The 24,373-nt window shown below is 67.2% G+C and carries 26 protein-coding genes; 14 read left to right on the top strand and 12 right to left on the bottom strand.

Features of this window, described 5'->3' with window-relative positions; all coding sequences use genetic code 11:
• Window positions 1-7 precede the first annotated feature (7 nt).
• The 3 genes from C1933_RS10745 to C1933_RS10735 all read right to left on the bottom strand — a co-directional run bounded on the left by C1933_RS10745 (window position 8) and on the right by C1933_RS10735 (window position 2,085).
• The gene (locus tag C1933_RS10745; protein WP_159093980.1) at window positions 8-481 is read right to left on the bottom strand and encodes a hypothetical protein; all 474 of its coding nucleotides are present in this window, start codon (window positions 479-481) and stop codon (window positions 8-10) included.
• Window positions 482-1,039: 558 nt separating this feature from the next.
• A complete protein-coding gene (locus C1933_RS10740; RefSeq protein WP_108753248.1) occupies window positions 1,040-1,354 on the bottom strand; it encodes an AzlD family protein in 315 nt (104 codons plus the stop codon).
• Window positions 1,351-2,085, bottom strand: coding sequence for an AzlC family ABC transporter permease (locus C1933_RS10735; protein WP_108753247.1), 735 nt, complete (start codon window positions 2,083-2,085; stop codon window positions 1,351-1,353). The genes C1933_RS10740 and C1933_RS10735 overlap by 4 nt, the downstream gene beginning before the upstream one ends.
• A 124-nt stretch (window positions 2,086-2,209) precedes the next feature.
• Between C1933_RS10735 and C1933_RS10730 the strand changes: the two genes are divergently transcribed.
• On the top strand, window positions 2,210-2,674 hold the full coding sequence (locus tag C1933_RS10730; RefSeq protein ID WP_108753246.1) for an Lrp/AsnC family transcriptional regulator: 465 nt from the start codon (window positions 2,210-2,212) through the stop codon (window positions 2,672-2,674).
• Between the two features lie 7 nt (window positions 2,675-2,681).
• Here the strand turns inward: C1933_RS10730 and C1933_RS10725 are convergent, their stop codons facing one another.
• Window positions 2,682-4,187, bottom strand: a complete 1,506-nt coding sequence (locus C1933_RS10725; RefSeq protein WP_108753245.1) for a DASS family sodium-coupled anion symporter — start codon at window positions 4,185-4,187, stop codon at window positions 2,682-2,684.
• A gap of 63 nt (window positions 4,188-4,250) precedes the next feature.
• Entirely contained in the window at window positions 4,251-4,679 is a 429-nt protein-coding gene (atpC, locus tag C1933_RS10720) for an ATP synthase F1 subunit epsilon (protein ID WP_234412091.1), read from the bottom strand.
• Window positions 4,680-4,834: 155 nt separating this feature from the next.
• Here atpC and C1933_RS10715 point away from each other — a divergent pair, with 155 nt between their 5' ends.
• Complete coding sequence (locus tag C1933_RS10715) at window positions 4,835-5,446, top strand: hypothetical protein (RefSeq protein WP_159093979.1); 612 nt, start codon at window positions 4,835-4,837, stop codon at window positions 5,444-5,446.
• 198 nt (window positions 5,447-5,644) lie between these two features.
• Here the strand turns inward: C1933_RS10715 and proP are convergent, their stop codons facing one another.
• Window positions 5,645-7,132, bottom strand: coding sequence for a glycine betaine/L-proline transporter ProP (proP, locus tag C1933_RS10710; protein WP_108753242.1), 1,488 nt, complete (start codon window positions 7,130-7,132; stop codon window positions 5,645-5,647).
• Window positions 7,133-7,681: 549 nt separating this feature from the next.
• On the opposite strand from proP, the gene C1933_RS10705 reads away from it, so the two are divergent.
• Together C1933_RS10705 and C1933_RS10700 are read left to right on the top strand one after the other, a co-directional pair.
• On the top strand, window positions 7,682-8,098 hold the full coding sequence (locus C1933_RS10705) for a host attachment family protein (protein WP_108753241.1): 417 nt from the start codon (window positions 7,682-7,684) through the stop codon (window positions 8,096-8,098).
• Window positions 8,099-8,101: 3 nt separating this feature from the next.
• Window positions 8,102-8,425 (top strand): thioredoxin family protein, encoded by a 324-nt coding sequence (locus tag C1933_RS10700; RefSeq protein WP_108753240.1) that lies wholly within the window; start codon window positions 8,102-8,104, stop codon window positions 8,423-8,425.
• A 131-nt stretch (window positions 8,426-8,556) separates the two neighbouring features.
• Here the strand turns inward: C1933_RS10700 and C1933_RS10695 are convergent, their stop codons facing one another.
• Together C1933_RS10695 and C1933_RS10690 are read right to left on the bottom strand one after the other, a co-directional pair.
• Window positions 8,557-9,444 carry a carbon-nitrogen hydrolase family protein gene (locus C1933_RS10695; protein ID WP_108753239.1) on the bottom strand — a complete coding sequence of 296 codons (888 nt, stop codon included), beginning with the start codon at window positions 9,442-9,444 and terminating at the stop codon, window positions 8,557-8,559.
• Window positions 9,441-10,031 (bottom strand): GNAT family N-acetyltransferase, encoded by a 591-nt coding sequence (locus tag C1933_RS10690; RefSeq protein ID WP_108753238.1) that lies wholly within the window; start codon window positions 10,029-10,031, stop codon window positions 9,441-9,443. The genes C1933_RS10695 and C1933_RS10690 overlap by 4 nt, the downstream gene beginning before the upstream one ends.
• A gap of 76 nt (window positions 10,032-10,107) precedes the next feature.
• Between C1933_RS10690 and C1933_RS10685 the strand changes: the two genes are divergently transcribed.
• On the top strand, window positions 10,108-10,509 hold the full coding sequence (locus tag C1933_RS10685) for a ketosteroid isomerase-related protein (protein ID WP_108749756.1): 402 nt from the start codon (window positions 10,108-10,110) through the stop codon (window positions 10,507-10,509).
• Window positions 10,510-10,533: 24 nt separating this feature from the next.
• Here the strand turns inward: C1933_RS10685 and C1933_RS10680 are convergent, their stop codons facing one another.
• Window positions 10,534-10,782: a hypothetical protein gene (locus C1933_RS10680; protein ID WP_108753237.1), complete on the bottom strand. Its 249-nt coding sequence runs from the start codon at window positions 10,780-10,782 to the stop codon at window positions 10,534-10,536.
• Window positions 10,783-11,307: 525 nt separating this feature from the next.
• Here C1933_RS10680 and C1933_RS10675 point away from each other — a divergent pair.
• Window positions 11,308-13,659 (top strand): GH92 family glycosyl hydrolase, encoded by a 2,352-nt coding sequence (locus C1933_RS10675; RefSeq protein WP_108753236.1) that lies wholly within the window; start codon window positions 11,308-11,310, stop codon window positions 13,657-13,659.
• A gap of 326 nt (window positions 13,660-13,985) precedes the next feature.
• Here the strand turns inward: C1933_RS10675 and C1933_RS10670 are convergent, their stop codons facing one another.
• On the bottom strand, window positions 13,986-15,407 hold the full coding sequence (locus C1933_RS10670; protein ID WP_108753235.1) for an aldehyde dehydrogenase family protein: 1,422 nt from the start codon (window positions 15,405-15,407) through the stop codon (window positions 13,986-13,988).
• Between the two features lie 112 nt (window positions 15,408-15,519).
• Here C1933_RS10670 and C1933_RS10665 point away from each other — a divergent pair, with 112 nt between their 5' ends.
• Window positions 15,520-16,446, top strand: a complete 927-nt coding sequence (locus C1933_RS10665) for a LysR family transcriptional regulator (protein WP_108754813.1) — start codon at window positions 15,520-15,522, stop codon at window positions 16,444-16,446.
• Window positions 16,447-16,470: 24 nt separating this feature from the next.
• Here the strand turns inward: C1933_RS10665 and bla are convergent, their stop codons facing one another.
• Window positions 16,471-17,310: a subclass B3 metallo-beta-lactamase gene (gene bla, locus C1933_RS10660; protein WP_108753234.1), complete on the bottom strand. Its 840-nt coding sequence runs from the start codon at window positions 17,308-17,310 to the stop codon at window positions 16,471-16,473.
• Between the two features lie 330 nt (window positions 17,311-17,640).
• The gene (locus C1933_RS10655; RefSeq protein WP_108753233.1) at window positions 17,641-18,144 is read right to left on the bottom strand and encodes a MerC domain-containing protein; all 504 of its coding nucleotides are present in this window, start codon (window positions 18,142-18,144) and stop codon (window positions 17,641-17,643) included.
• A 30-nt stretch (window positions 18,145-18,174) separates the two neighbouring features.
• On the opposite strand from C1933_RS10655, the gene C1933_RS10650 reads away from it, so the two are divergent.
• The 7 genes from C1933_RS10650 to C1933_RS10620 all read left to right on the top strand — a co-directional run bounded on the left by C1933_RS10650 (window position 18,175) and on the right by C1933_RS10620 (window position 24,213).
• Window positions 18,175-18,708, top strand: a complete 534-nt coding sequence (locus C1933_RS10650) for a DUF2796 domain-containing protein (RefSeq protein ID WP_108753232.1) — start codon at window positions 18,175-18,177, stop codon at window positions 18,706-18,708.
• Window positions 18,705-19,400, top strand: coding sequence for an ATP-binding cassette domain-containing protein (locus C1933_RS10645; RefSeq protein ID WP_108753231.1), 696 nt, complete (start codon window positions 18,705-18,707; stop codon window positions 19,398-19,400). The genes C1933_RS10650 and C1933_RS10645 overlap by 4 nt, the downstream gene beginning before the upstream one ends.
• Window positions 19,393-20,646, top strand: coding sequence for an ABC transporter permease (locus C1933_RS10640; RefSeq protein WP_108753230.1), 1,254 nt, complete (start codon window positions 19,393-19,395; stop codon window positions 20,644-20,646). The genes C1933_RS10645 and C1933_RS10640 overlap by 8 nt, the downstream gene beginning before the upstream one ends.
• Window positions 20,647-20,648: 2 nt before the next feature.
• Window positions 20,649-21,185, top strand: a complete 537-nt coding sequence (locus C1933_RS10635; RefSeq protein WP_108754812.1) for a DUF3299 domain-containing protein — start codon at window positions 20,649-20,651, stop codon at window positions 21,183-21,185.
• Window positions 21,175-21,795, top strand: coding sequence for a DUF3299 domain-containing protein (locus C1933_RS10630; RefSeq protein WP_108753229.1), 621 nt, complete (start codon window positions 21,175-21,177; stop codon window positions 21,793-21,795). The genes C1933_RS10635 and C1933_RS10630 overlap by 11 nt, the downstream gene beginning before the upstream one ends.
• 343 nt (window positions 21,796-22,138) lie before the next feature.
• Complete coding sequence (locus tag C1933_RS10625) at window positions 22,139-23,668, top strand: MFS transporter (RefSeq protein ID WP_108753228.1); 1,530 nt, start codon at window positions 22,139-22,141, stop codon at window positions 23,666-23,668.
• Window positions 23,669-23,673: 5 nt separating this feature from the next.
• Entirely contained in the window at window positions 23,674-24,213 is a 540-nt protein-coding gene (locus C1933_RS10620) for a TetR family transcriptional regulator (RefSeq protein ID WP_108753227.1), read from the top strand.
• Window positions 24,214-24,373: the final 160 nt, after the last annotated feature.

Here is a 24,373-nt window from a genome sequence, read left to right as displayed (position 1 = left end):
GGAGGGTTCACCGCTGCAAGGGGAACCCGATCGTCTGGTGGCAATGCTGCGCAAGGTCGCGGCCTGCACCCTTGATGTACAGAATCCCTGCGTCGCCGAAGAACTGCGCTAGCGCCGCTCCGGCTTCGTTGCCGGCATGCCCGAAACGTCTGGCTGCCTGTGACAGGAACGCATCCGCGCGCGGATCGTGTCCGCCTGGCAGATCGGCACGTGCAAGAGCGCCTTCGATCAAGAGTTGGGCACAGGCGCCGGCCAGATAGGCATCGGGTTCGCGCTGCCTGCCGCGTCTCGCCTGGCCTGCCAGTGCGGTGGCGATATGCTGGAATTCGTGTGCGGTGGTGGCGATCACGCGCCGGCGCATCGCATCGGTGTCCGGGCCGTGCGGGAACCAGAAACTGACGGTCTGTCCCGGCCGGTTCGCGTGTGGCAACTGCCGCCAGATGCCACCTCCGTCGCTCACTATCGTGATGCGATAACGCACCGGGGTCCATTCAAGCCCAACGGCCTGCAGCGGTAGCCCGGCAGAGCGTGCGGCCGCCTCGCAGAGCTGTGCGGCCTGCTCGGCTGAAAGCGTGCCATCTGCCCAGAGAATCTGGGTTGCAATGGCGGACCACCCGCACTCGGTGGATCGATTGGGACGCTCCCGGCTTTCCGGTCCGGGAAGCACAGACACTGTGCTGACTGTCAGACGGGAGGCAGGGCCTCGCAGCACGGTGGCATATCCTCCCTTGGCGCCTACCAGGTCACGGGGAGGAAGCTCGATGGAATGGCATGCACTTGTGGCCAGAAGGACGGCCGCCAGTCCCGCGTGGCACCCGGACTTGAACGTCTTGAACTGAGGCCGTCTTGTTGGCTCCGCCATAGTGATCGCCCATCGCTACGCGCCATGCTGCGCTTCGGTTGACCGACAGGTTCAACCTGCGGATCGCGATCGGGCAATCAGAATGGTTTCAAATGCCTGCACAGCAGGTCCGATCGAGAGTGCGTCGTCGGTGGTGCCGGCGGGGCGTGTGACGCCGGGCATGGCCCGGCGGGCGCTTCACCCGAAAACGTAGCGCAGCACGCCCGCCGAAACCACGCCGATCAGCACCGTGGGCAGCATCGACCAGCGCGTTGCCGCCAGCAGGGTGATGGCCAGCGCGGCCAGGTCGGCCGGGTTGTTGGCCACGAAGTCCGGTGCGATCACCGAGATCAGCACGCAGCCCGGCGCCGCTTCCATCACCGTAACCGCGCGCTTGCTCAGGGTGCGGTTGCGCAGTGCCAGGAAGCCGACGATGCGGGTCAGGTAGGTTACTGCGGCCATCAGCAAGATGGTCAGCAGCGAGGTCCAGTGCAGCAGGCCGTCGAAGATCATGCCTCGTCTCCTGCCAGCCACCACGCGGCGGCCAGGCCAGCCAGCGCGCCGCTGGCCACGTACCAGGCACCCGGCACAAGCAGGTAGGTGGCCGCCGCCACTACCAGGCTGACCAGCCACGGGCGCGCCGCGCGCATGCCCTGCCACATGCCGCGCAGCAGCACCAGGAACACCGCCGGGAAGGCCATGTCGAAACCGTAGGCGTGGATGTCGCCCAGCAGCGGGCCCACCAGTGCGCCGATGCAGGTGCACACCACCCACACTGTATACAGGCCGGCCGAAACACCCAGGTAGTAGGCCAGGCTGAACCCCAGGGCGCGCCGGCGCGCGTCGGCCACGCCCAGTGCCCAGCTTTCATCGCACATGAAGAACAGGGCCGGCAGCACGCGGCGGCGCGGCAGGCGCTGCAGCAGGGGTGCCAGGCTGGCCCCCATCAGCAGGTGGCGGCTGTTGACCAGCGCGGTGATGGCCACGATCAGCGCGATATGCGGCGGCGAGGTCCACAGCTCGACGGCAGCAAATTCCGAGCCGCCGGCGAAGTTCAGGCCGGTCATCAAGGGCACTTCCAGCGCGCTCAGGCCCTTCTGTGCGGCTTGTGCGCCCAGCACCAGGGCAAAGGGCAGGAAGCCGATCATGACCGGAACGGCGGCGCGCAGCCCGCGCAGGAATTCGCTGCGGGTGCTGGTCTGGCAGGCGGGGTCGGGCAGGGGCAGGGTGGTGCGGGCGTCCATGGAGCATGCTTGCGTGGGGGTGGCCCATGCTAGCGGGCGCGGCGCAGAATCGGCTTGCGTTGATGCGGCAGTTGTGCGGAATTTCCGCATATGATGCGTCAAGACCGCGAAATGATGGAATCCGATGCTTGACGCCCTGGACAACCTGGATAAGCGCATCCTGCAGGCCCTGCAGCACGATGGCCGCCTGCAGAACCTGGAACTGGCGCGGCAGGTGGGCCTTTCGCCCTCGGCCTGCCTGCGGCGGGTGCGCCTGCTGGAAGAGGGCGGCTACATCGACCGCTACGTGGCCCTGTTGAACCCGGCCAAGGTCGGACGCGGGTTCACGGTGTTCGTGCGGGTGTGGCTGCGTGGGCAGGATGAGGACACCACCAACCACTTCATCAACAGCGTCAAATCCTTCCCGGAAGTGCTGGAGTGCCACCTGATGGCCGGCGACTGCGATTTCCTGCTGCGGGTGGCAGTGGCCGATCTGGATGCCTACCGGCAGTTCCAGATCCAGCACTTGAACCGCATTGCCGGGGTGCAGAACACCAAGACCGAAATTCCCATGCAGCGGGTGAAGCAGACCACCGAACTGCCGCTCTAGTGCGGCATCACCACATGCCCAGCAGCTTCCACCACGCGCTGCCCACCAGGGCGAACACCAGCAGTTCCAGCACGCACATCACAAAGCCCACCCGCCACCACGTGCCCAGGGTGACGTAGCCACTGCCGAAGATGATCGGCGAGGTGCCGGTGGCGTAGTGGGTCAGGGTCATCATGATGGCCGAACCGGCAGTCATCATCAGCAGGAACGGCACCATGTACTCGCCGGGAATGAGCTGCACGCCCACGCCCAGGAAGGCCAGCAGCATGGCGCTGATATGGGCGGTGGTGCTGGCGAACAGGTAATGCGAGAACACGAAGGCCAGCACCAGCACCGCGGCGATGGCCTGCCAGCCCATGCCGCTGCTGGCGATGGCGCCCTTCATGCCCTGCGAGAACCAGTCGATCACGCCCAGCTTGTTCAACTGCTCGGCCAGCATCACCAGCGCGCCGAACCAGATCAGGGTGTCCCAGGCGCTCTTTTCGGAAAGCACATCGTCCCAGCTGATGGTGCCGGTGATGATGAGCACGAACAGGCCGACGAAGGCGACCACGGTGGCGTCCAGGGTCCAGGCGGGGCCGAAGATCATCGCCGGCACGTTCGCCCACAGCAGCAACAACAGGCCGAAGGTGCCCAGCATGACCTTCTCTTTAGCGGCCAGCGGGCCCATCGCGGCCAGTTCGCTGCGCGCAAAGGTGACCGCGTCGGGGGTGTGCTTCAACTGCGGCGGGCTGAGCAGATACACCACCAGCGGCATCAGCAGCAGGCACAGCAGGCCGGGCAGCAGCATGCACAGCGCCCAGGTGGTCCAGCTCAGCTGCAGCTGCTGGCCGCTGGCCTTGGCCACGAAATCCACCACCAGCGGGTTGGGCGCGGTGGCGGTCAGGAACATGGCCGAGGTGATCGGGTTGGCGTGGTAATTCACCAGTGCCAGGTAGGTGCCGACCTTGCCCTGGGTGCCCTTGGCCGGATCGGAATCGAAGGCGGTGGCGATCGAGCGCATGACCGGATGCACGATGCCGCCACCACGCGCGGTATTGCTGGGGGTGAACGGTGCCAGCAGCAATTCGCACACCGCCAGGCCATAGCCGATGCCCACCGTGCGCTTGCCCAGCAGTGCAATGAACATCAGGCCGATGCGGTTGCCCAGCCCTGTTTTCTTCAGGCCGCGGGAAATGAGGATGGCCACCACGATCAACCAGATCAGGGGGCTGGCGAAGCTGCTCAGCGCATCGGTGATGGCGCCCTTGGAGCTGTTGGAGGTGACCTGCGAAAGCGAAACGATGACGATGGCCATCATCGCCATCACCCCGATCGGCATCACCTTCAGGATGATCGCCACGATGGTGGTCAGGAAGATCGCCACCAGCCGCCAGCCATCGGCGGTCAGGCCCTGCGGGCAGGGCAGCAGCAACAGGGTGACCAGCACCGCCGTGGTGATGAGGGCGGGCACCAGGCGGAACGGAACGGCCTGGTTGAAGTACTGCAGTGCGGCCTTGATGCGCTCGAGCATCGTTGCTTCCTTACCGGATGAGGGGAGGGCACGGCACCTGCCGCGCCATGATGGCACGGGCGATCAGCGCGGGCGTGACAGGCGCGCGGCCTGGGCCAGCTGCGCGGCCAGCTCGGCATGCAGCTGCGCGTAGTCAACATCGGTGAACGCGGCGGCCATGGGCGAGTGCGCGGCGGCACGGGCCTCTTCGGCCAGGGCCTCGTCCAGTGAATCGCTGCGCGCGGCCAGGTCGGCCAGCACGATCACCCGATCCGGCTGCACTTCCACGTAGCCGCCGCTCACGTGGATTTCCACCATGGCGGTGTTGTCGGCGGGAAACAGCCGCACCAGACCTGCGGACAGCGGTGCCATCAATGGCGTGTGGCCGGGCAGGAAGCCGAGGCGGCCGGCAGCGCCGGGCACGCTGGCTTCGCGCACATCGCCGTCCCAGTGCAGGCCATCCAGGCTGATGACCTGGAGGGCGAAGCTGGAACCGGGGGTTGCAACCGCCACGGGGGCGGCGGGAGGCAGAGAAGACATAAGGCCGTGGTGCGGTGTGGGGACTTCAGGGTGGCAGCAACGGCGCGTGCGGGCCGTGATCTGGGTCAAATGCGGGGTGGATCGTGTGCGATCATCGGCGCATGGATCGCATTGCCAAGGGAGCTGCAATGAAAGAACGCAGGCAGGGGCCATTGCAGGCCGCATGCACCGTGCTGTGGATGCTGCTGGCGGCCACGGCGGTGGCACAGACCACACCGGCAGAAGGGGCGGCCGCGCCGGCCGAGGGCATCAGCTATGACAAGGCGCGGCGCACCGCCGAGGCCTCGCTGCGGCTGCACCCGGCCACCGACAGCACCTACGATTACCGACCGCTGTGGGCCGGCAATGCCGATCTGGATGGCGATGGCCGACCGGAGATCATCTATGTGTACACGGCCGCGCAGACCGGCGCGGCGCAGCAGTTGAACGAATTGGTGGTGATGACCGCGCTGGCCGACAACGACCCGCGCGCGCAGGCGCCGGCGCCGGGCAAGAGCGTGTACGACGATGAGACCTATGCGCTGATCCGTGCATCGGGGTACGCCGACGCTGCCAGCGTCCACGTGCCCGGCGAAGTGGAAAGCGTGACGTTCGACGCCGGCCGGATCGTGGTGGCGTTCAGCAGCGCACGGCCCACGCGCCTGTGTGGCGCCGGGAAGGGCCGCACGGCGTGCCCGCCCGATGGGCGGCACACCTGGACGTATGCCTGGACCGCAGGGAAGCTGGCCCGCACCGATTGACGGGATGGGCGAGGTCAACCCGCTTTTGTAGAGTCGAGCTTGCTCGACTGGCGGTGCACGTGCAGTCGAGCAAGCTCGACTCTACCTCGACCTCCCTGGTAGTCGCCAACCTTGGTTGGCGCGCGGTTACCAAAATACCAACCAAGGTTGGCACCTACCAAATGCCAACCAAGGTTGGCACCTACCAGAGCGGGGCGGTCAGGCCGGGCGCGCTTGTTCCGGCTCGGCCGGTTCCGGCAGCGGCGGCAGGGTCGGGTCAACCGTGACCGGGATGTCGCTCTTCAGCAACGCAGCAGCTTCGCGGTCGCTGCCTACCGCCGGCGGCGAACCGCGCAGCGGCAGGCCGGCGGTCTCCTTCACGAACAGCATGGTGATCAGGCCGATTACCGCGGCGCCCATCAGGTAATACGCCGGCACCAGCGGGTCGCCGGTGCGTTCCACCAGCCAGGCGGTGACCAGCGGCGTGGTGCCACCGAACAGCGACACCGACACGTTGAACGCGATCGACAGCGCGCTGTAGCGCACCGGGGTGTAGAACAGCGCCGGCAGGGTGGACGGCATCGAACTGGTGAAGCACACCAGTGCCAGGCCCAGCAGCATCAGGCCCAGGAAGATGAGCCAGTCATTGCCGCTGCCGACCAGCAGCAGGCACGGCACGGCCAGCACCAGCAGCGCGATGCAGGCGCCGATGATCATCGGCCGGCGGCCCAGTTTGTCGCTGAACAGGCCGCCGACCACGTTCAACGGCATCATCACCAGCATCACGATGATGATCAGCAGCAGCCCCTTGCTCTCGGCATAGCCCATGGTCACGCTCAGGTAGCTGGGCATGTAGGTCAGCAGCATGTAGTCGGTCACGTTGAAGACCAGCACCAGGCCCATGCATACCAGCAACTGGCGGCCGTGCACCTGGAACAGCGCGCCCAGGCCCGGGCGCTCATGCTCGCGCTTGTCAGCTTCTTCGGCGAAGGCGCGGAAGGCCGGGGTTTCCTCCAGCTTCATGCGCATGTACAGACCCAGCAGGCCCAGCGGGCCGGCAATCAGAAACGGAATGCGCCAGCCCCAGTCCAGCATGTCTTCGCTGCTGAGCATCATGTGCAGCGCGGTGACGGTGCCTGCACCGGCGATGTAGCCGCCCAATGTGCCGAACTCCAGCCAGCTGCCCATCAAGCCGCGGTTGCGGTCGGTGGAATACTCGGCGATGAAGGTCGCCGCGCCGCCGTATTCGCCGCCGGTGGAAAAGCCCTGCACGACGCGCGCGAGCAGCAACAGGACCGGTGCCCAGATGCCGATGCGTTCGTAGGAGGGAATCAGGCCGATGGCAAAGGTGCCCAGCGCCATCAGGATCATGGTGAAGGCCAGCACTTTCTGCCGGCCATAGCGGTCACCCAGCGGGCCGAACACCAGGCCGCCCAGCGGGCGCACCAGGAAGGCCACGGTGAAGGTGGCAAAGGCCGCAATGACCTGCGCGGTGGGGTTGCTGGAGGGAAAGAAGACCTGGCCGATGGTGACGGCCAGATAGCCGTAGACACCGAAATCGAACCATTCCATCGCGTTGCCCAGTGCAGCGGCGCCCACGGCGCGCTTGAGCATGGGCTTGTCGACAACCGTGATCTCGTCAACGTTCAGATGGCGGCGGCGTTTGAACCAGCCGAAATGGGCATGGGCATCGGAGTTGTCCTGCATGGGGACTCCTTGTTGGGTGAATGCAGTGCGGAATAGACGGTGTGGTGTGTCCCGAAAAACGGAAACGGCGATGCGGGCGCAACTGGCGCATGGGCATCGGGGCGGGAGGCCAAACGGCCGGGAAAGCGCGCAAAGGTAGAGTCGAGCTTGCTCGACTAAGCGCGAAACATGGGTGCAACGAGGTAGAGTCGAGCTTGCTCGACTACTCAACTAAGCGCGAGACGCGAAGAAGCGGTGTCTCAGGCCTGCACCATCATCCGCCGGGATCCAGCGCCAGGCGGTGGAATTTCGGGGCGGATGCGGTTGCGGCAGGCGAGGCGCCGGTCGGCAGTGCTTTCCACGCAACGGGCATGCCCATTACGCAGTGGGTCGTGTCGATCATCCGTTCATGATACCGGTTACAACGTGAGCGTGCCGACAATACGGGCGAAACAGACGCTGTGTTCCATCGCGCCTGTTCATGCTGACAACGATTGAACGCTCTGTGGTCGTGCCGCTCACATGCGTTTTTCTACGGTGGAGCTGCAACGTAACCAGAAGGAACATCGCATGACCCGACGCATTCCCGAAGGCACCCTGGTGGTGGTGACCGATGGTGGTTCCGCACGTGTGTTCACCAACGTGGGCACCGAGCACCAGATCACCCTGAAGCAGGAGGGTGAGCTGCGCCTGGCCGATATCAGCGAACAGGGTGTGTCCGGGCAGGGGCCGTCTGGTGCCGTGCCGAAGGACATGTCGATCTCACAGTTGAACGAAGCGACCTTCGCCAAGCAGGTGGCCGAACAGTTGAACGATGATGCGCTGAACAACCGGTTCTCGCATCTGATCCTGGTGGCCGACCCGATCACGCTGGGGCGCATCCGCCCGCTGCTGCACAAGGAAACGCAGGCGCGATTGCTGGATGACATCGCCAAGAACTTCACCAACGCGCCGCTGGAAGACATCCAGCGCGCCATCGCGGCCTGAGCCATGCCGTTCATGCGCAGCCATCTTGCTGCCGAACCTGCGCCTGCCGATGTGCAGGCGCAGGCGGGCTGGCTGTTGTTGGAGTTCGGCGCGCCGTGGTGCGGCCATTGCCAGGCCGCGCAAGCGGCGTTGCAGGCGTTCGTGGATGCGCACGATCTGGCGCACTGGAAGATCGAGGATGGCAAGGGGCGAGCGTTGGGGCGCGCTTTTGCTGTGAAGCTGTGGCCGACGGTGGTGCTGCTGCGCGATGGCCACGAGGTAGCGCGGGTGGTGCGGCCGGTGGAGAGCGCGGATCTGTCCACGCTGCAGGCAGCGCTGCCGACGTGACTTTTGTAGAGTCGAGCCATGCTCGACTGCCGTTGCTCTTGCCTTTGCGTAGAGTCGAGCTTGCTCGACTGCTTTTGCTTTTGTAGAGCCGATCCATGCTCGGCTGGAAGAGCAGTCGAGCAAGCTCGACTCTACGGGGCGGGTTGCACGTGTATGTCGAACTGCTCCGGCCAGTCGCGGTACAGGGCGACCTGGCCTTCGCGGCGCACGGCGGCCACGGCTTTCGCATCAATCTCCCCCATCAGCCAGCGGCTCTGTTCGGTGAACACCGCTTCGCTTTCGCACAGCACGCCGTTGGCCGGCATGCCCCGGTCCGCCGGTACGTACAGCGCGGCGCGGCCGAAGTTCACGTCGACCGAGGGGCTCCACGGCGCCAGGCCGGCAGTGGCCGACACCAGTACCGGCATCTGGTTTTCCAGCGCCCGCGCCTGCGAACCAATACGCACGCGGTGGTAACCGGCTTCGGTGTCGGTGCAGCTGGGGGCCAGCAGCAGGTCCACGCCGGCTTCGGCCAACCGCCGCGCCAGCATGGGGAATTCGGTGTCGTAGCAGATCAGGATGGCCAGCGTACCCAGCGGCGTTTCGAACACACGCAGGCCATCGCGGCCGCCGCTGATGTTCCATTCCTCACGCTCGAAGCGGGTCATGATCTGTTTGTCCTGGTGGCCCAGCAGGCCGTCCGGGCCGAACAGGAAGGCGCGGTTGCGGTAGCACCCGTCGTCGTCCAGCACTGGTGCCGAGCCTGGGCAGAACCAGATCTGGTGGCGCCGCGCGATCTGTTCGCACAGTGCCTGCCAGCGCGGCAGCAAGCCCTGCATGCCGGCGATCGATGCGGCCAGATCGCTGCGCTGCGCGGCGGGCAACTGGCCGGTCAAGGTCATGGCCGCGTACTCGGGCAGCAGCACCAGCTGCGCGCCGGCGGCGGCAGCTTCGGCCACGTGTGCGTCCAGATGGGCGGCGTAGTCATCCCACTGTTCAATCAGCTCGATGGCGTACTGGCTGGCGGCGAAGCGGATCATGCGCGCAGGTCCTTCAGCCAGAACGACATCGGCTTGGCACTTGCGTGGTCTTCGCCCACGTCGCGCCAGCGGAAGGTGGTGTGCAGTTCCGGGTGGTGCACATAGCCGCGCTTGTGCCAGAAGGCGTCCAACGGAACGTAGTTACGCGGGCGAGCCGGGTGGTCCTGTGGGCGCTGCACGGCGCTGAAGCAGCAGATGTCGAAACCACCGGCCTGGCGCGCATGCGCTTCGCGTGCCTCGAAGAAGCGCACGCCCAGCCCCTGGCCACGGTAGGCCGGCAGCAGCACCGATTCGCCGAAGTAGAAGATGCGCTGCGGGTTCCATGGGCCGCTGAGGAAGGGCGCCTGGAATTCTGTGGTTTCTTCGCACAGGGGCAGGGCAGTGGACGCGCCCACCACGGTGTCGCCGTCCTGGGCCAGCACGATGATGCTGCCGGGGGCGGCGGCGTAGGTGGCCACGTAGTCGCGCTCGTAGCCCAGGTCGCCTTCGTACAGGTAGGGGAAGTCGCGGAAGACGCCGATGCGCAGGCGCGCCAGGTCGTCCAGATACGGGGCGGCGGCGGCCCCCTGCAGCGTGGTGATGCGCACGATCGCTCAAGCCCATGGATACTGGGGGTGAGTATAGGCTATGCTCCGCAGCCCGCCCACCCTCAGGACATTCCCCATGAGCGCCACCGACGTCATCCATGCTTACTACGCCGCCTTCAACAGCGGGGACATCGAGGCCTTCGTGGCCCAGGTGACCGACGATGTGGTGCACGACATCAACCAGGGTGGCCGTGAAGTGGGCAAGGACGCGTTCCGTGCGTTCTGCCAGAAGATGGCCCGTTCCTACCGTGAGCAGTTGACCGATATCGTGGTGTTCGGCAATGCCGACGGCACGCGCGGTGCGGCCGAGTTCACCGTGAATGGACAGTACCTGGCGACCGACGAAGGCCTGCCCGAAGCCACCGGCCAGGCCTACGTGCTGCCGGCCGGCGCCTTCTTCGAGATTCGTGATGGCAAGGTGGCGCGCATCACCAACTATTACAACCTGCCGCACTGGATCGCGGCGGTGGGCGGCTGAAGGCGAGCCCGGTCGCCATGCGGTTCAATGCAGGGTGACCTTCAGGTACTGCTGGCGCAGTTCGTTCAACAGGCGTCGGCCATGCTGGCTGAGCGCCATCATCGCCACGCTGATCTTCTGCACGTTGTAGCCCGGCCGCGTGTGCGCGGTGGGGTCGGCCGGTTCGTTGTCGCTGATCATCAAGGCCATGCCTTCGGCCGAACTGAGGGCGTGGTCGATACGGGACAGCAGGGATTCCACTTCCGGGGTCAGGACAGGCGGTTGCGGTGACATGTGATGGCTCCTGGCAGAACAGGCCACTGGTATGGTGGCGGGCGATGCGGGGTTGGAACTTCGGCTGAGTAGTTGGAAAAAGCCGAGGGCCATGCGGCCGCCGCGCACCGCCCGCCGTAGTCATGGCAGGCAGCTCCAACTACTCATTTCGGGGTTCCACACCCGGCGGCGGCGTATCCGCTGCGGGGGCATCGTGCGCAGGTCTTGATCGAGATTTCCATGTCTTTTCCCGAAGCTGCCGTGCAATACCGTGGGTCGTCAAGTGCGGTTGAAGCGAGGCGTGCTGGAGGCGACATCAAGTGGCGAAACGGGGTCAATTACTGTGTCATGTCGCGTGTACGGAGCGGCGTCGACGCCACCGGCGGCATGCGCGGACCATGCCGGAAGCGACCGATTGAGTGGAGCGCGCTGGACTGCTCTGCCGCCCTTCGGGCACGGTGCGGCACGACGGAGGTTCAGCCGCAGCGCAACATGCCAGGGGCTCGGGGCGGTGCTACTCTCTGACCACCACCTGAATCGATCCAAATGCCGATGCCCACGCTGGACCGTCGTCTCCTGATCGCAGTCGCCGCCACGGCGATGTTCGCTTCCGGCCTGGCCAGTGCGGCCCCGGCCCGAACCCCTGCCGACAAAGCCTATGCCTCGGTGGACCCGTTCATCGGCACCGGCGGGGAAGGCCACACTTACCCGGGCGCCACGCTGCCGTTCGGCATGGTCCAGCTCAGCCCGGACACGCGCATCCAGCCGCGCGAGAAGGCCTATGGCTGGGCCGCGGGCTACCGCTACGACGACAGCAGCATCGTCGGCTTCTCGCACACCCATTTCTCCGGCACCGGCCATTCCGACCTGGGCGACATCCTGGTGATGCCGTTCACCGGCAACCCGGGCCTGGAGCGCGGCGATCCGGACAAGCCGCGCAGCGGCTATGCCTCGCGCTTCCGCCACGACGATGAGAAGGCCGAGCCGGGCTACTACGCGGTCACTCTGGACGATTACAAGGTGCGCGCCGAGCTGACCACCAGCGCGCGCGTGGGTGTACACCGCTACGCCTTCCCCAAGGGCGCCGATGCCAAGGTGCTGCTGGACATGCGCACCAGCATGTACGACTACCCAGGCAAGGTGCTGTGGTCGCGGGTGCGCGTGCGTGCCGATGGCACCATCACCGGTTTCCGCGAAACCCGTGGCTGGGCGCCGGGCCGCCAGCTGTACTTCGCCATGCGCTTCTCGCGCCCGTTGGCCGCCCACGAACTGCACAACACCGAGCAGGACATCGCCTACAAGGGCTTCCCGCCGCCGGGCCACCAGGACCCGAAGCAGCGTGCGCAGATTGAAGGTCGGCAGCTGGTCGGCACCTTCGACTTCGGCAAGCTGGATGCACCGCTGGTGGTGAAGGTGGCGATTTCGCCGGTGAGCGAGGCCGGTGCGATGGCCAATCTGGATGCCGAAGTGTCCGACTTCGATTTCGACCGCGTGCGTGCGCAGGCGAAGCAGGAATGGACCCAGGCGCTGTCGGTGCTGGATATCGACGCGCCGGAGCATGCGCGCCGCAGCGCCTACACCGCGCTGTACCACACGCTGCTGGGGCCGACGCTGTTCATGGATGCCGATGGCCAGTACCGCGGCCCGGATAACGCCGTACACAAGGCCGAGGGCTACACGAACTATTCCACGTTCTCGCTGTGGGATACCTATCGGGCACTGCACCCGCTGCTGACCCTGGTGCAGCCGGAAAAGCGCAACAGCGATTTCATCAACTCGATGCTGGCCCATCATGAGCACAGCCCCTACGGCATGCTGCCGATGTGGTCGTTCCACGGGCTGGAGGACTGGTGCATGATCGGCTACCACGCCGTGCCGGTGATCGCCGATGCCTATGTGAAGGGCATTCGTGGCTTCGATGCGGACAAGGCGTTGAAGGCGATGGTGGAGACCGCCAACTACGGCCCGTATGACGGCATCGCGCAATACCGCGAGCTGGGTTACGTGCCGATTGATGAGGAAGGCGAGGCGGCCAGCAAGACGCTGGAATATGCGTTCGACGACTGGACCATCGCGCGCATGGCCCAGGCGATGGGCAAGACCGAAGTGGCGGCGACATTCGACAAGCGCGCCGGCAACTGGCGCAACGCTTTCGACAAGGACACCGGCTTCATGCGCGCACGCAAGCGCGATGGCAGCTTCCGTACCCCGTTCGATCCCAGCGCCAGCGGTTACGGCACCGACTACACCGAAGGCAATGCCTGGCAGTACTCGTGGTACGTGCCGCAGGACGTGGCCGGCCTGGCTGCCGCGCACGGTGGCAGCGACAAGCTGCTGGCGCGGTTGGATGAGGTGTTCAACGCCACGGTCGATCCTTCCATCTTCGAGCACATGGAAGACATCACCGGGCTGATCGGCTGGTACGCGCATGGCAACGAGCCCAGCCACCACGTGGCCTACCTGTATTCGTATGCCGGGCAGCCGTGGCGCACGCAGGCGCGCTTGAAGCAGATCATGGACACCCAGTATGCCGACCGCCCCGATGGCCTGGCCGGCAATGATGACGTGGGCCAGATGTCGGCGTGGTACGTGTTCACCGCGCTGGGCTTCTACCCGGTGGCGCCGGGCTCGGGCGAGTACATCCTGGGCCGCCCGTTCCTGCCGAAGACTGCCATGCGCCTGCCTAACGGCAAGACCTTCACCATCGTGGCCGACGGGCTGGATGACAAGCACACCTATGTGGGCGGTGTGATGTTGAACGGCAAGCCGCTGCAGCGCACGTTCCTGCGCCACGACGAGATTCTGGCCGGAGGTGAGCTGCGCTTCACGATGCAGGCAGAGCCGAACAAGGACTGGCCGGGGCAGGGCGCGCAGGCGCCGTATTCGATGAGCCGGTAACGGCGGCGAAAGGGCGGAAACTGCTTTGGTAGGTGCCCGCCAGGAATCCGCTCTGGTAGGTGCCCACCTTGGTGGGCACGAGCAATCCGCCTTGATAGGTGCCCACCTTGGTGGGCACAAGCAATGCGCTCTGGTAGGTGCCCACCTTGGTGGGCACGAGCGTGCCAACCAAGGTTGGCACCTACCAGGCAGAAGCGTGCCGACCAAGGTCGGCACCTACCAGGCAGAAGCGTGCCGACCAAGGTCGGCACCTACCAGGCAGGGGCGTGCCGACCAAGGTCGGCACCTACCAGAGCACGAGCGTGCCGACCTATCCGTCGGTCGGGTTATTGCGCGGTCATTACGGTCTGCGGTTCCAGGAAGGCTTCCAGGCCCCACTGGCCGCTTTCGCGGCCAATGCCCGATTGCTTCATGCCGCCAAACGGGGCCATCGATTCGTGCTGCAAGGTGTTCACCAGCACGCGGCCGGACTGGATCTGCCGGCCCACGGCGGTGGCGCGCGGGGTGTCGGCGCCGATCACCAGGGCACTCAGGCCATAGGGGCTGTCGTTGGCAATCGCTACGGCATCGGCCTCGTCGCGGTAGCCGATGATGCACAGCACCGGCCCGAAGATCTCCTCGCGGGCCACGGTCATGTCGTTTCGCACATCGGTGAACAGCGTGGGGCGTACGAACCAGCCATGCTGCAGACCGTCGGGGCGGCCTTCGCCACCGGCCAGCAAGCGCGCGCCTTCGCCCAGGCCGGTGCGGATATAGCCCTGCACGCGCTCCCATTGCCGTTGGCTGACCATCGGCCCGACCTGGGTGGCGGGATCCTGCGGGTCGCCGCTGCGCACGGCCTGCACCGCACGCGCCAGCGCGTCTTCGAACTCGGCGCGGCGCGCTTCCGGCACCAGGATGCGGGTGCCGGCCACGCAGGCCTGGCCGCTGTTGATGAAGCCGGCCTGCACCGCCAGGGCAGCGGCGCTGTCCGCGTCGGCATCGTCGAGGATGATCGTGGGCGACTTGCCGCCTAGTTCCAGGGTAACCCGCTTGAAGCTGTCCGCGGCCGCACGCAGGATCGCGCGGCCGGTGCCGGTGGAGCCGGTGAAGGAGATCTTGGCCACCTGCGGCGAGGCACTGAGCGCGGCACCGACATCGTGCCCGGCGCCGTTGACGATGTTGGCCACGCCCGGCGGCAACTGCGCGGCGTGCAGCGCCTGCATCACCACCTGGGTCTGCAGGGCCGACAGCTCGCTGGGCTTGACCACGGCCGTGCAACCGGCGGCCAGCGCGGTGGCCAGCTTGGCGCAGATGAAGGCGGCGTTGCTGTTCCAGGGCGTGATGATGCCGGCCACACCCACCGGCAGGTAATGCACCTGGGCCTGGCCGACGCTGCGCTGGAACGGGAAGTCGGCCAGGACCTTCATGGCGTCTTCGATCACCTGCACCGGGTGTTCCACCATCCAGCGCGAGCGCGCCGACGGGGCGCCGTACTCGGCAAGCACGGCGGCATGCAGATCATCGCGGCGGGCAGCTATGGCATCGCGGAAGCGGCCCAGCAGGGCCAGCCGTTCTTCCACGCTGCGCGCGGCCTGGGCCGGCAGTGCGGCGTGGGCGGCGGCGATGGCGCGCTCGGCGTCCACCGCATCGCCCAGACGCACCTGGCCGATCACCGCCTCGGTGGCCGGGTTGTGCAGGTCGGCCAACTGCTGGCCGTGCGAGGCGACGAAGGCGCCGTTGATGTAGTGCTGCTCGATGCGTTGCATGGCGAGGGATCCGTTGGGAGGGTGCGGCCAGTCTGTGCCCGCTCGACCGTGCTGGGAATCCGGTTTATGGTGGATGGGGAGTCCCGATTTCCGGGACTATGTGAGTGCGACCGTGCATCGATCCGGACTGGTGGAGCTGGAGGCCGTACTGGCCGTGGCCCGGCGTGGCAGCTTCCGCGCGGCGGCGCGCGAGCTGGGCATGTCCACTTCGGCGTTGAGCCATGCGGTGGCCAGCCTGGAAGCGCGGCTGCAGGCACGTCTGTTCCACCGCACCACGCGCAGCGTGGCGCTGACCGAAGCTGGCGCGCGGTACGTGGCGCAGATCGGGCCGGCAGTGGATGCGATCCGTGGCGCCGGCGAGGTGCTGCACGAGGACGAGCGTGACCCCGGCGGCACCTTGCGCATCAACGTGCCGCCGGAAAGCACGCGCATGCTGTCTGGGCTGGTGGCCGAGTTCGTGCAGCGCTACCCGCGCGTGCGGCTGGAAATGGCTGCCGAGGCGCGGCTGGTGGATATCGTGGCCGATGGTTTCGATGCCGGCGTGCGCCTGCACGAGCAGGTACCGCAGGACATGGTGGCGGTGCCGCTGTACCGCCAGCAGCGCATGCGCGTGGTGGCCGCGCCAGGCTATCTGGCCGCGCACGGCACGCCAGACACGCCGGACGCGCTGGCCACGCACGCGGCGATCCGCATGCGCCTGTCGCACGGTGGGCTGTACCGCTGGGAGCTGGAGCACCGCGGCCAGGTGCTGCAGGTGGACCCGCCGGCGCGGCTGGTGGTGGCCGAACTGCAGGCGGCGCGCGCGGCCGCGCTGGCCGGCGTGGGCCTGGCATTCCTGTCCGAATGGCACATCCGTGACGACCTGGACAGCGGCGCGCTGGTGCCGGTGCTGGACGCGTGGTGCCCGCCGTTCCCGGGCCTGTACCTGTACTTCCCCGGGCACCGGCACGTGCCGCCGGCCCTGAAGGCGTTTACCGATCTGCAGCGCGAACGCGATGCTGCCGGGCTGGCGCCGGACGCGCTGCGCGCGGCTCCGTAGCCAGCCCCTGTTGTTGAAGCCGGATCAGCGCTTGCGCAGATTGCGTTCGGCGGCATCGGCATACGCGCTGCAGGTCAACGCCTTCGCGGCTGCTTCGTTGCCGGCGCGGTAGTTCCAGCCGCTGGCGCCGGGATGCGGGGTCAGCAGCAGATCGCAGGGCAGGCTGCGCACCGTGGCGAAGCTGCGCTGGAAATCCTGCGGCAGATACGGGTAGCGCGGGTTGTCTTTCACCGTGTAGCCCGGTGCGCTCAGGCTGTCCACATAGGCGATGCGCAGCGGTGCGCCGTTGCGGGTGTCGGTCCAGGTCCAGGCGGTGCTGCCGGGGGTGTGCCCGGGCACGAAGTGCGCCGTGAAGCGGATGCCGCCGAACTCGACGACTTCGCCATCCATCACGATGCGGTCGGCCTGCACCGGCGGGAAGGTGATGGCGTCGCCGAAGTGCAGGTCGTTGCTGCCGCCGCGTGCCAGCAGCACGGCGGTTTCGGCGTTGGCCAGCACCTGCGCGCCAGTGCGGCGCTTCAGTTCGGCCACAGGGCCGGCGTGGTCGGCATGGGCATGGCTGAGCAGGATCAGGCGCAGATCGTGCGGCGCCACGCCGCGCAGTTTCATGTTCGCCAGCAGATGATCGGCCATCTGCGGCATGCCGCCGTCGAGCAGCACCGCCCCTTCCGGCGTCTGCACCAGCAGCGCGGTGAGTTCGGCGGTGCCGATCTGCCAGGTGTGGTCGGCAATCTGCAGCGGCGCGATCGGCTGCAGCCAGTCGCTGTCGACGGTGTAGGCCTTCAGTTGCGGCAACGGCGCGGGTTCGGCGCTGGTGGCGGCGAAGGGCAGGGCGGTGAGCAGAGTCAGGGCGAGTGTGCGCATGGCGATGGGCGGTGTGATGGCAGTGGGGACGCTATCACGCGGGGCGCGCGGGCCGTTTCGCGTATTTTTCATGGCAGCCATAAGGGCAGTACGCGGGGGGGGGGGGTGTTGTAACGTTGATGATTCCATATACCCGGACTGTCCGAAGTAGCCGAGTGGCTCGGTGGTAGATGTGGTAGGGTGAAGGGATGGCGGGTGGGGAGGGGGGGGGGGATTGAACATTTCTGATCGCCCATGACCGGTAGAGTCGAGCTTGCTCGACTGCTCCGTGCAACACGACCCCGCGCGGCAATGCGGCGTTACGCGAACGGCAGTCGAGCAAGCTCGACTCTACGGCCGTGCGCGGGTGTGGGCGGTTGGGCGAACGCGACGCGACGCGCGGCGGTTTGCGATATGCGCGATGGCCAGCAGCACGCCACCGCATGCGGTCAGCAGGCCATGCCACAGCAGCGATTCCTTCAGCGGCAGGTACAGCGCCGAAGGCATCAGCAACAACGCGCCTGCCAACGCCAGGCCCAGCGGCAGGGACCGATGATGCCGGCGCCGCCCCAACGTGGTGCTGACTACTGCCAATACAGAGGCGAGCAGCGCGAACACCCATTCCCAGCGCGACATGACCAGCAGGGCGGTCATCAGGCCGTGCGCCGGGTGCTGGAACGAACGCAACGCCATCAGCGCCGCCGGCACGAAGGCCAGCAGCAGCGGCAGGGTGATGCAATGTGCGGCGCAGGCCATGGCCAGCCAGGCGGCACCGAAATCGAGGCGGGCATGCCAGCGTGCCGATGCTGGCGGTTGGGTGGCGTGGCTTGCGGGAAGCGTGGTGATGTGGTCCATAATGTTACATAGTAACAAATAGGATCTGCCATGAAGTACACCTTTGCATTCCTGCTGCTGAGCGCTCTGCCAGCGGCGCACGCACATGACCACCGGCAGCTGGGCGCACACGTACACGGCCAGGCCAACGTTGATCTGGCCGTGGACAACGGCGCCCTGGAACTGGCCCTGGCCGCGCCGGGCATGGGCGTGCTGGATTACGAACGCCCGCCGGCGAACGAAGCCGAGCGCGCGGCGCTGCAGCGCGCCCTGACGGTGCTGCGTGAGGGACGTTGGTTGACCCTGCCCAGCGCCGCGCAGTGCACGCGCATCCGCGCCGATGCCCAGGCCGAGGGCTTCCAGCCACAGCGCAGCAACACCGGCAGCAACACGCACGCCCATGCGGGCTTTACTGCATCGCTGGCGTACCGCTGCGCCAACCCTGCGGCGCTGCGGGTGGTGCTGGTCACGCTGCCCACCGTGTTCCCGGGTCTGCGCGAGGTCATCGTCAACACGGCCACGGCCGACGGGCAGGGGCGCAGTATCGTGACGCCGGACAATCTGCGGGTGGTGCTGGCGCCATGACCGGCACGCCCATCATCGCTCTGGACGCGGTGCGCTTCGGTTACGGCGCGCACGCTGTGCTGGATATACCCCAGCTGCACATTGCCGCCGGCAGCAGCGTGTTGCTGCGCGGGGCCAGCGGTTCGGGCAAGAGCACGCTGCTGGGCCTGTTGGCCGGGGTGCTACGGGTGCAGCAGGGCAGCGTGCAGGTGGCCGGCCATGCGCTGCACGCACTGGGCGGAGCGGCCCGCGATCGTTTCCGTGCCGACCAGTTGGGCGTGGTCTTCCAGCAGTTCAACCTGTTGCCGTTCCTGAGCGTGCATGACAACGTGGCGCTGGGCGTGCGCTTTTCGAAGGCACGCAGCGGCCGCGTGCAGGGCGGCCTGACCGCTGAGATCGCGCGGCTGTTGCAGGCGCTGCAGCTGGACCCGGCGGTGATGCAGCGGCGCGCCGGAACACTCAGCGTGGGCCAGCAGCAACGCGTGGCGGCGGCACGTGCGCTGATCGGTCGGCCCGCCGTGCTGCTGGCCGATGAGCCGACCTCGGCGCTGGACCGCGAGGCCGCGAATGCCTTCCTGCGGCTGATGACCGCGCAATGCCAGGCGGCCGGAACCACGGCGGTGGTGGTCAGCCACGATGACAGCCTGCCGGCGCTGTTCGACCAGGCGCTGGACCTGCAGGCGATCAACCACGCGGGGATGGCCCATGCTTGAACTGGCCTGGGCCAGCCTGCGCAGTCGTGTGCTGGGCGCGGGCCTGACGATGCTGGTCATTGCCCTGAGCGTGACCCTGCTGCTGGGCGTGGAGCGGGTACGCACGCAGGCCCATGAAGGTTTCGCCAGCACGGTGTCGGGCACCGACCTGATCGTGGGCGCACGCTCGGGGCCGGTGAACCTGCTGCTGTATTCGGTATTCCACATGGGGGATGCGACCAACAACGTGTCCTGGCAGTCCTACCAGGAACTGGCGGCGCTGCCGCAGGTGAAGTGGGCGGTGCCGCTGTCGCTGGGCGATTCGTGGCGTGGCTACCGGGTGATCGGCACCACGGCCGGCTACTTCGACCACTACCGCTACGGTGCCGGCCATGCCCTGCAGCTTGCCGATGGGCGGGTCTTCGATGATCTGTACGACGCCGTGCTGGGCGCCGATGTGGCGCGCGCACAGCGGGTGGGGGTGGGCGATACGCTGGTGCTGGCCCACGGTACCGCTGCGGTGACCCTGGCCACGCATGCGGACAAGCCGTTCCGGGTCAGCGGTGTGCTGCAGCGTACCGGCACGCCGGTGGATTCGTCGGTGCTGGTGTCACTGCCGGCGATCGAAGCGATCCATCTGGACTGGCGCTCGGGCGTGCCGATGCGCAGCCAGCAGATCAGTGCCGAGGCGGCGCGCCACAGTGATCTGACCCCGACCAGCATCACCGCGTTCATGCTGGGCCTGCACTCGCGGGTGGCGACATTTGCGGTGCAGCGGCGCATCAACGATTACCCCGATGAGGCATTGATGGCGATTCTTCCGGGTGTGACGCTGCAGCAGCTGTGGCAGAGCCTGGGCGGTGCCGAACAGGCGCTGCGGCTGATCAGCGCGATGGTGGTGCTGCTGGGGCTGGTGTCGTTGGTGGCGATGCTGGTCAGCACCCTGCAGGAGCGCCGTTGCGAGATGGCGGTTCTGCGCGCCTGCGGTGCGCGCCCGGCTGCAGTGGCCGGACTGCTGGTGCTGGAAGCGGTGGCCAGCAGCACGGTGGCCGTCGTGCTGGCGCTGGGCGTGTTGGCGGCCGTCAGCCTGGCTGGACGCGAGTGGGCGCTGGCCCATTACGGGCTTTCGATCACGCATGTGTGGCCGGATCTGCGCGAACTGGCCTGGGCGGCGGCGGTGGTGGCGTTGAGCGCGGTGGCCGGGCTGGTGCCGGCGCTGCTGGCCTACCGGCGCACGCTGGCCGATGGCCTGGCGCCGGCGGTATGAACATGCGCCACGTGTTTGCGTTGTCGTTGCTGCTGCTGGCGGCCTGCCAGCGTCCGGTGGATACCGGCGTGACCGCGGTACCGCAGGATGCGCCTGCCGCTGTGGTGGCGGCCGAACAGGAGCTGGATTGGCTGCAGATGCTGCCGCCCGATGAACTGGCGGCGCTGGAGCGCGGCGACGGGCCGGAGGTGAAGCACAGCGGTAACCGGCGCATGGCGCAGTTCGGTACGTTCCGCACGGTCGATGCGGTGCTGCAGCGACCGGTGCGGTTGCCGGGCTACGTGGTGCCGCTGGGCACCGCAGCCGACGGGCGCTTGAGTGAGTTCCTGTTCGTGCCGTATTACGGCGCATGCATCCATGTGCCACCACCGCCGCCGAACCAGATCGTGCATGTGCGGCTGCCGGAACCGATCGCGATGCCGGACATGTATGCGCCGTACTTCCTGGCCGGGCATCTGCAGCCCGAGCGGGTGGACGACGATCTGGGTGGGTCGGCCTACAGCATGCGCGAACCGACGTTGAGGCCTTATGAACCCTAGGTGCTTGCTGATCGCGGTGCTGGGTCTGCTGGGAGCCTGCGGGCGCGAACCAGCGGGGGCGCCCACTGCTGCCGCAGCGCCGAGGGGTCCGCCCGAGGCTGCGGTGATCGCGCAATGGGACAGTTTGATGCCGGACCAGGATATGTTCCAGCGACCCCCGCCGCAGATCGGTGTTGCGCGCGGTAACGGAATGCAGGGCATTGGCGGGCTGATCGATGACAGCGGTGCCGGCAGTGCGCCGGGTACGGTGATCGACCACTCCAGCCCGGTGCGCGCCAAGCAGTTTGGTTCGTCGGCGGTGGTCGAGGCGGTGGACGGTCGCCCGGTGCGCCTGCGGGGCTATCTGGTGCCGCTGGGCGGCGACGATGCCGGGCGGGTGAGCGAGGGATTGTTCGTGCCGTTCTACGGCGCGTGCATCCATGTTCCGCCGCCACCGCCGAACCAGGTGATTCATGTGCGCCTGGCGCAGCCGATGGCGCCGGGCGCCTTGTGGGATGCGTATCGGTTGACCGGCACCCTGCGGGTGCAGCGGTTCGATGCGGATATCGCCAGCGCATCGTATGAGGTGGGGGATGCGGAACTCGTGGTGGTTGAGGATGCAGCGCGGTGACCGTTTGGGTGTCGCGATGATGGGAAACGAGGGGCGGTGACCTTTCGGGCGTTGCGATGATGGGAAACGGGGTGCGATGCCCTTTCGGGCGCCGCGATGATGGGAAATGAGGGGTCGTAGAGTCGAGCTTGCTCGACTGCTTTTGGCAGAAGCAGTCGAGCAAGCTCGACTCTACGAAGGGCGCGGAGCAGTCGAGCAAGCTCGACTCTACGAAGGGCGCAGAGCAGTCGAGCAAGCTCGACTCTACGGGGCATGGCGCCTCCCCGGGGTGGGTTAGGTTCATATAACTATACCGGACGTCCTGTACAGTTATGGCCGTCAATTCTCCTTGCGGGCGTGTTCCATGGCGGTTTCCCAGTCTCTGGCCGGCGCTCCGGCCCTGTCCCGTGCCCGGCGCTGGGCGCTGCTGTTCACCGTGGCCGCGGGCCTGTTGCTGGTCACCTTGGACAACTCGGTGCTGTACACCGCGCTGCCCACGCTGAGCGAGGCGCTGGCGGCCACGCCGGCGCAGGCGCTGTGGATCATCAATGCCTATCCGCTGGTGATGGCGGGCCTGCTGCTGGGCGCCGGTACGCTGGGCGACCGCATCGGCCACCGCCGCATGTTCCTGATCGGCCTGGTGGTGTTCGGGCTGGCCTCGATCGTGGCCGCCTATGCCGGCAGCGCCGCACAGTTGATCGCCGCGCGGGCGCTGCTGGCGGTGGGCGCGGCGGCGATGATGCCTGCCACACTGGCGCTGATCGGGCTCAGCTTCCACGACCCGCGAGAGCGCACGATGGCCATTGCGATCTGGGGCTCGGTGTCGCTGGTGGGTGCGGCGCTGGGGCCGATCATCGGTGGCTGGCTGCTGCAGCACTTCTGGTGGGGTTCGGTGTTCCTGGTGAACGTGCCGGTGGTCGTGGTCGCTTTCGTGGCCACGCTTGTGCTGGCGCCTGAGGGCCAGCGCGATCACTCGCGCCCGTGGGATCTGTGGTCGTCGCTGCTGGCGCTGGCCGCGCTGTCGGGCCTGGTGTTGGCGATCAAGTCGTGGATTGCCGCGCCGCCGGCTTATGCCGTGGGCGGCGCGGCGCTGCTGTTGGCCGCGGTAGCCGGTTACGCGTTCGTGCGCCGGCAGCGTCGTCTGCCATACCCGTTGCTGGATTTCAGCGTGTTCCAGAATCCGGCGTTCCTGGCCGGCACGTTGTCAGCGGTGTTCACGCTGTTCGCGTTGGCTGGCCTGCAGCTGGTTACCACCCAGCGCTTCCAGCTGGTGGCCGGCTTCAGCCCGTTGCATGCGGGGCTGCTGGTGTCGGTGGCCGCGCTCGGCAGCCTGCCCAGCGCGTTGCTGGGCGGCAGTCTGGTGCATCGGCTGGGCCTGCGGCCGCTGATCGCCGGTGGCCTGGGCATTGGTGCGGTGGGCGTGGCGGTGGTCGCGTTCGGGTTCCCGCTGGGGCTGGGCTGGGTGATTGCCGGTATGGCCATCACCGGTTTCGGCATGGGTGCGGCGATCTCGGTGGCGTCGGCGGCCATCCTCAACAACGTACCGGCCCACCGTGCCGGCATGGCATCGTCGGTGGAAGAGGTGTCCTACGAGTTCGGTGGCCTGCTGGCGGTGGCGCTGCTGGGCAGCCTGAGCGCGGCGCTGTACGGCGTGTTCCTGCCGGCGACGGGGCTGCCCGATGCCGCACGCGAGGGCTTCGTGCAGGCCGCGCATGTGGCCCGACAGAGCGGGCCGGAGGCCTGGTTCGTGCAGGCCCTGGCAGCCTACGACCGCAGCTACCGCATCGTGCTGTGGGTGGTGGCCGCGGTGCTGGCGGTCGGCGCGATCGTCACCGGCCGACTGCTGCGTGGCCGCGCCGGCAGCCGCGAGGGCGCGGCCGATCGCGTAAAGTAGCGCGCATGAGAACCAGCAAGCGCCAACGCATCCTCGACGCCGCCGTGGCCGTCATCAATCGCGAGGGCGTGCGTGCGGTCACCTTCGAATCGGTGGCTGCCGAAGCGCAGTTGACCCGCGGCGGGCTGCTGTACCACTTCCCATCGCGCGAAGCGCTGCTGCGCGGGATCGACGAGCATCTGGTGCAGCAGTGGGAAGCGTCGATGGAAGTGCTGCTGGGCAAGCGCGCCGAAGAAGCCAGTGCGCTGGAGCGCTACCAGACCTTCGTGCGGGTTTCGGCGCAAAGTGCTACGCGGGCCGAGCTGTTGTTCATGCTGGAATCGATGGACCCGGAGGCCGGTGAACGCCCTTGGGCACCGGTGATGGAGCGCTGGGCACCGGCGCCGCCGGTCAGCGTGGATGACGCGGCGGGAATGGATAGATTCGTAGCGCGGCTGGCGGCCGATGGGCTGTGGATCTATGAAGCCATGTATGAAGGCAAGCTGGAGCCGGCGCTGCGCGCGCAGGTGGCCGAGCGCATTGCTGGGTTGTTGGCGAAGCCGTAGCGTCGAGCTTGCTCGACGAATTTTCGCGTGGGGTAGTCGAGCAAGCTCGACTCTACCTCCCGAGCAGCCTGGGAAGGACTAGCTGCACGCTACAGCGTTGCTGGCATGCCAGTCACAAGCGCCAAGCAAGCAGGTCGCTGGCGGACGGCTGCATTACGTC

The organism is Stenotrophomonas sp. ZAC14D2_NAIMI4_6, from assembly GCF_003086875.1.
Lineage (GTDB): Bacteria > Pseudomonadota > Gammaproteobacteria > Xanthomonadales > Xanthomonadaceae > Stenotrophomonas.
This window is presented reverse-complemented; position numbering and strand designations above follow the sequence as displayed.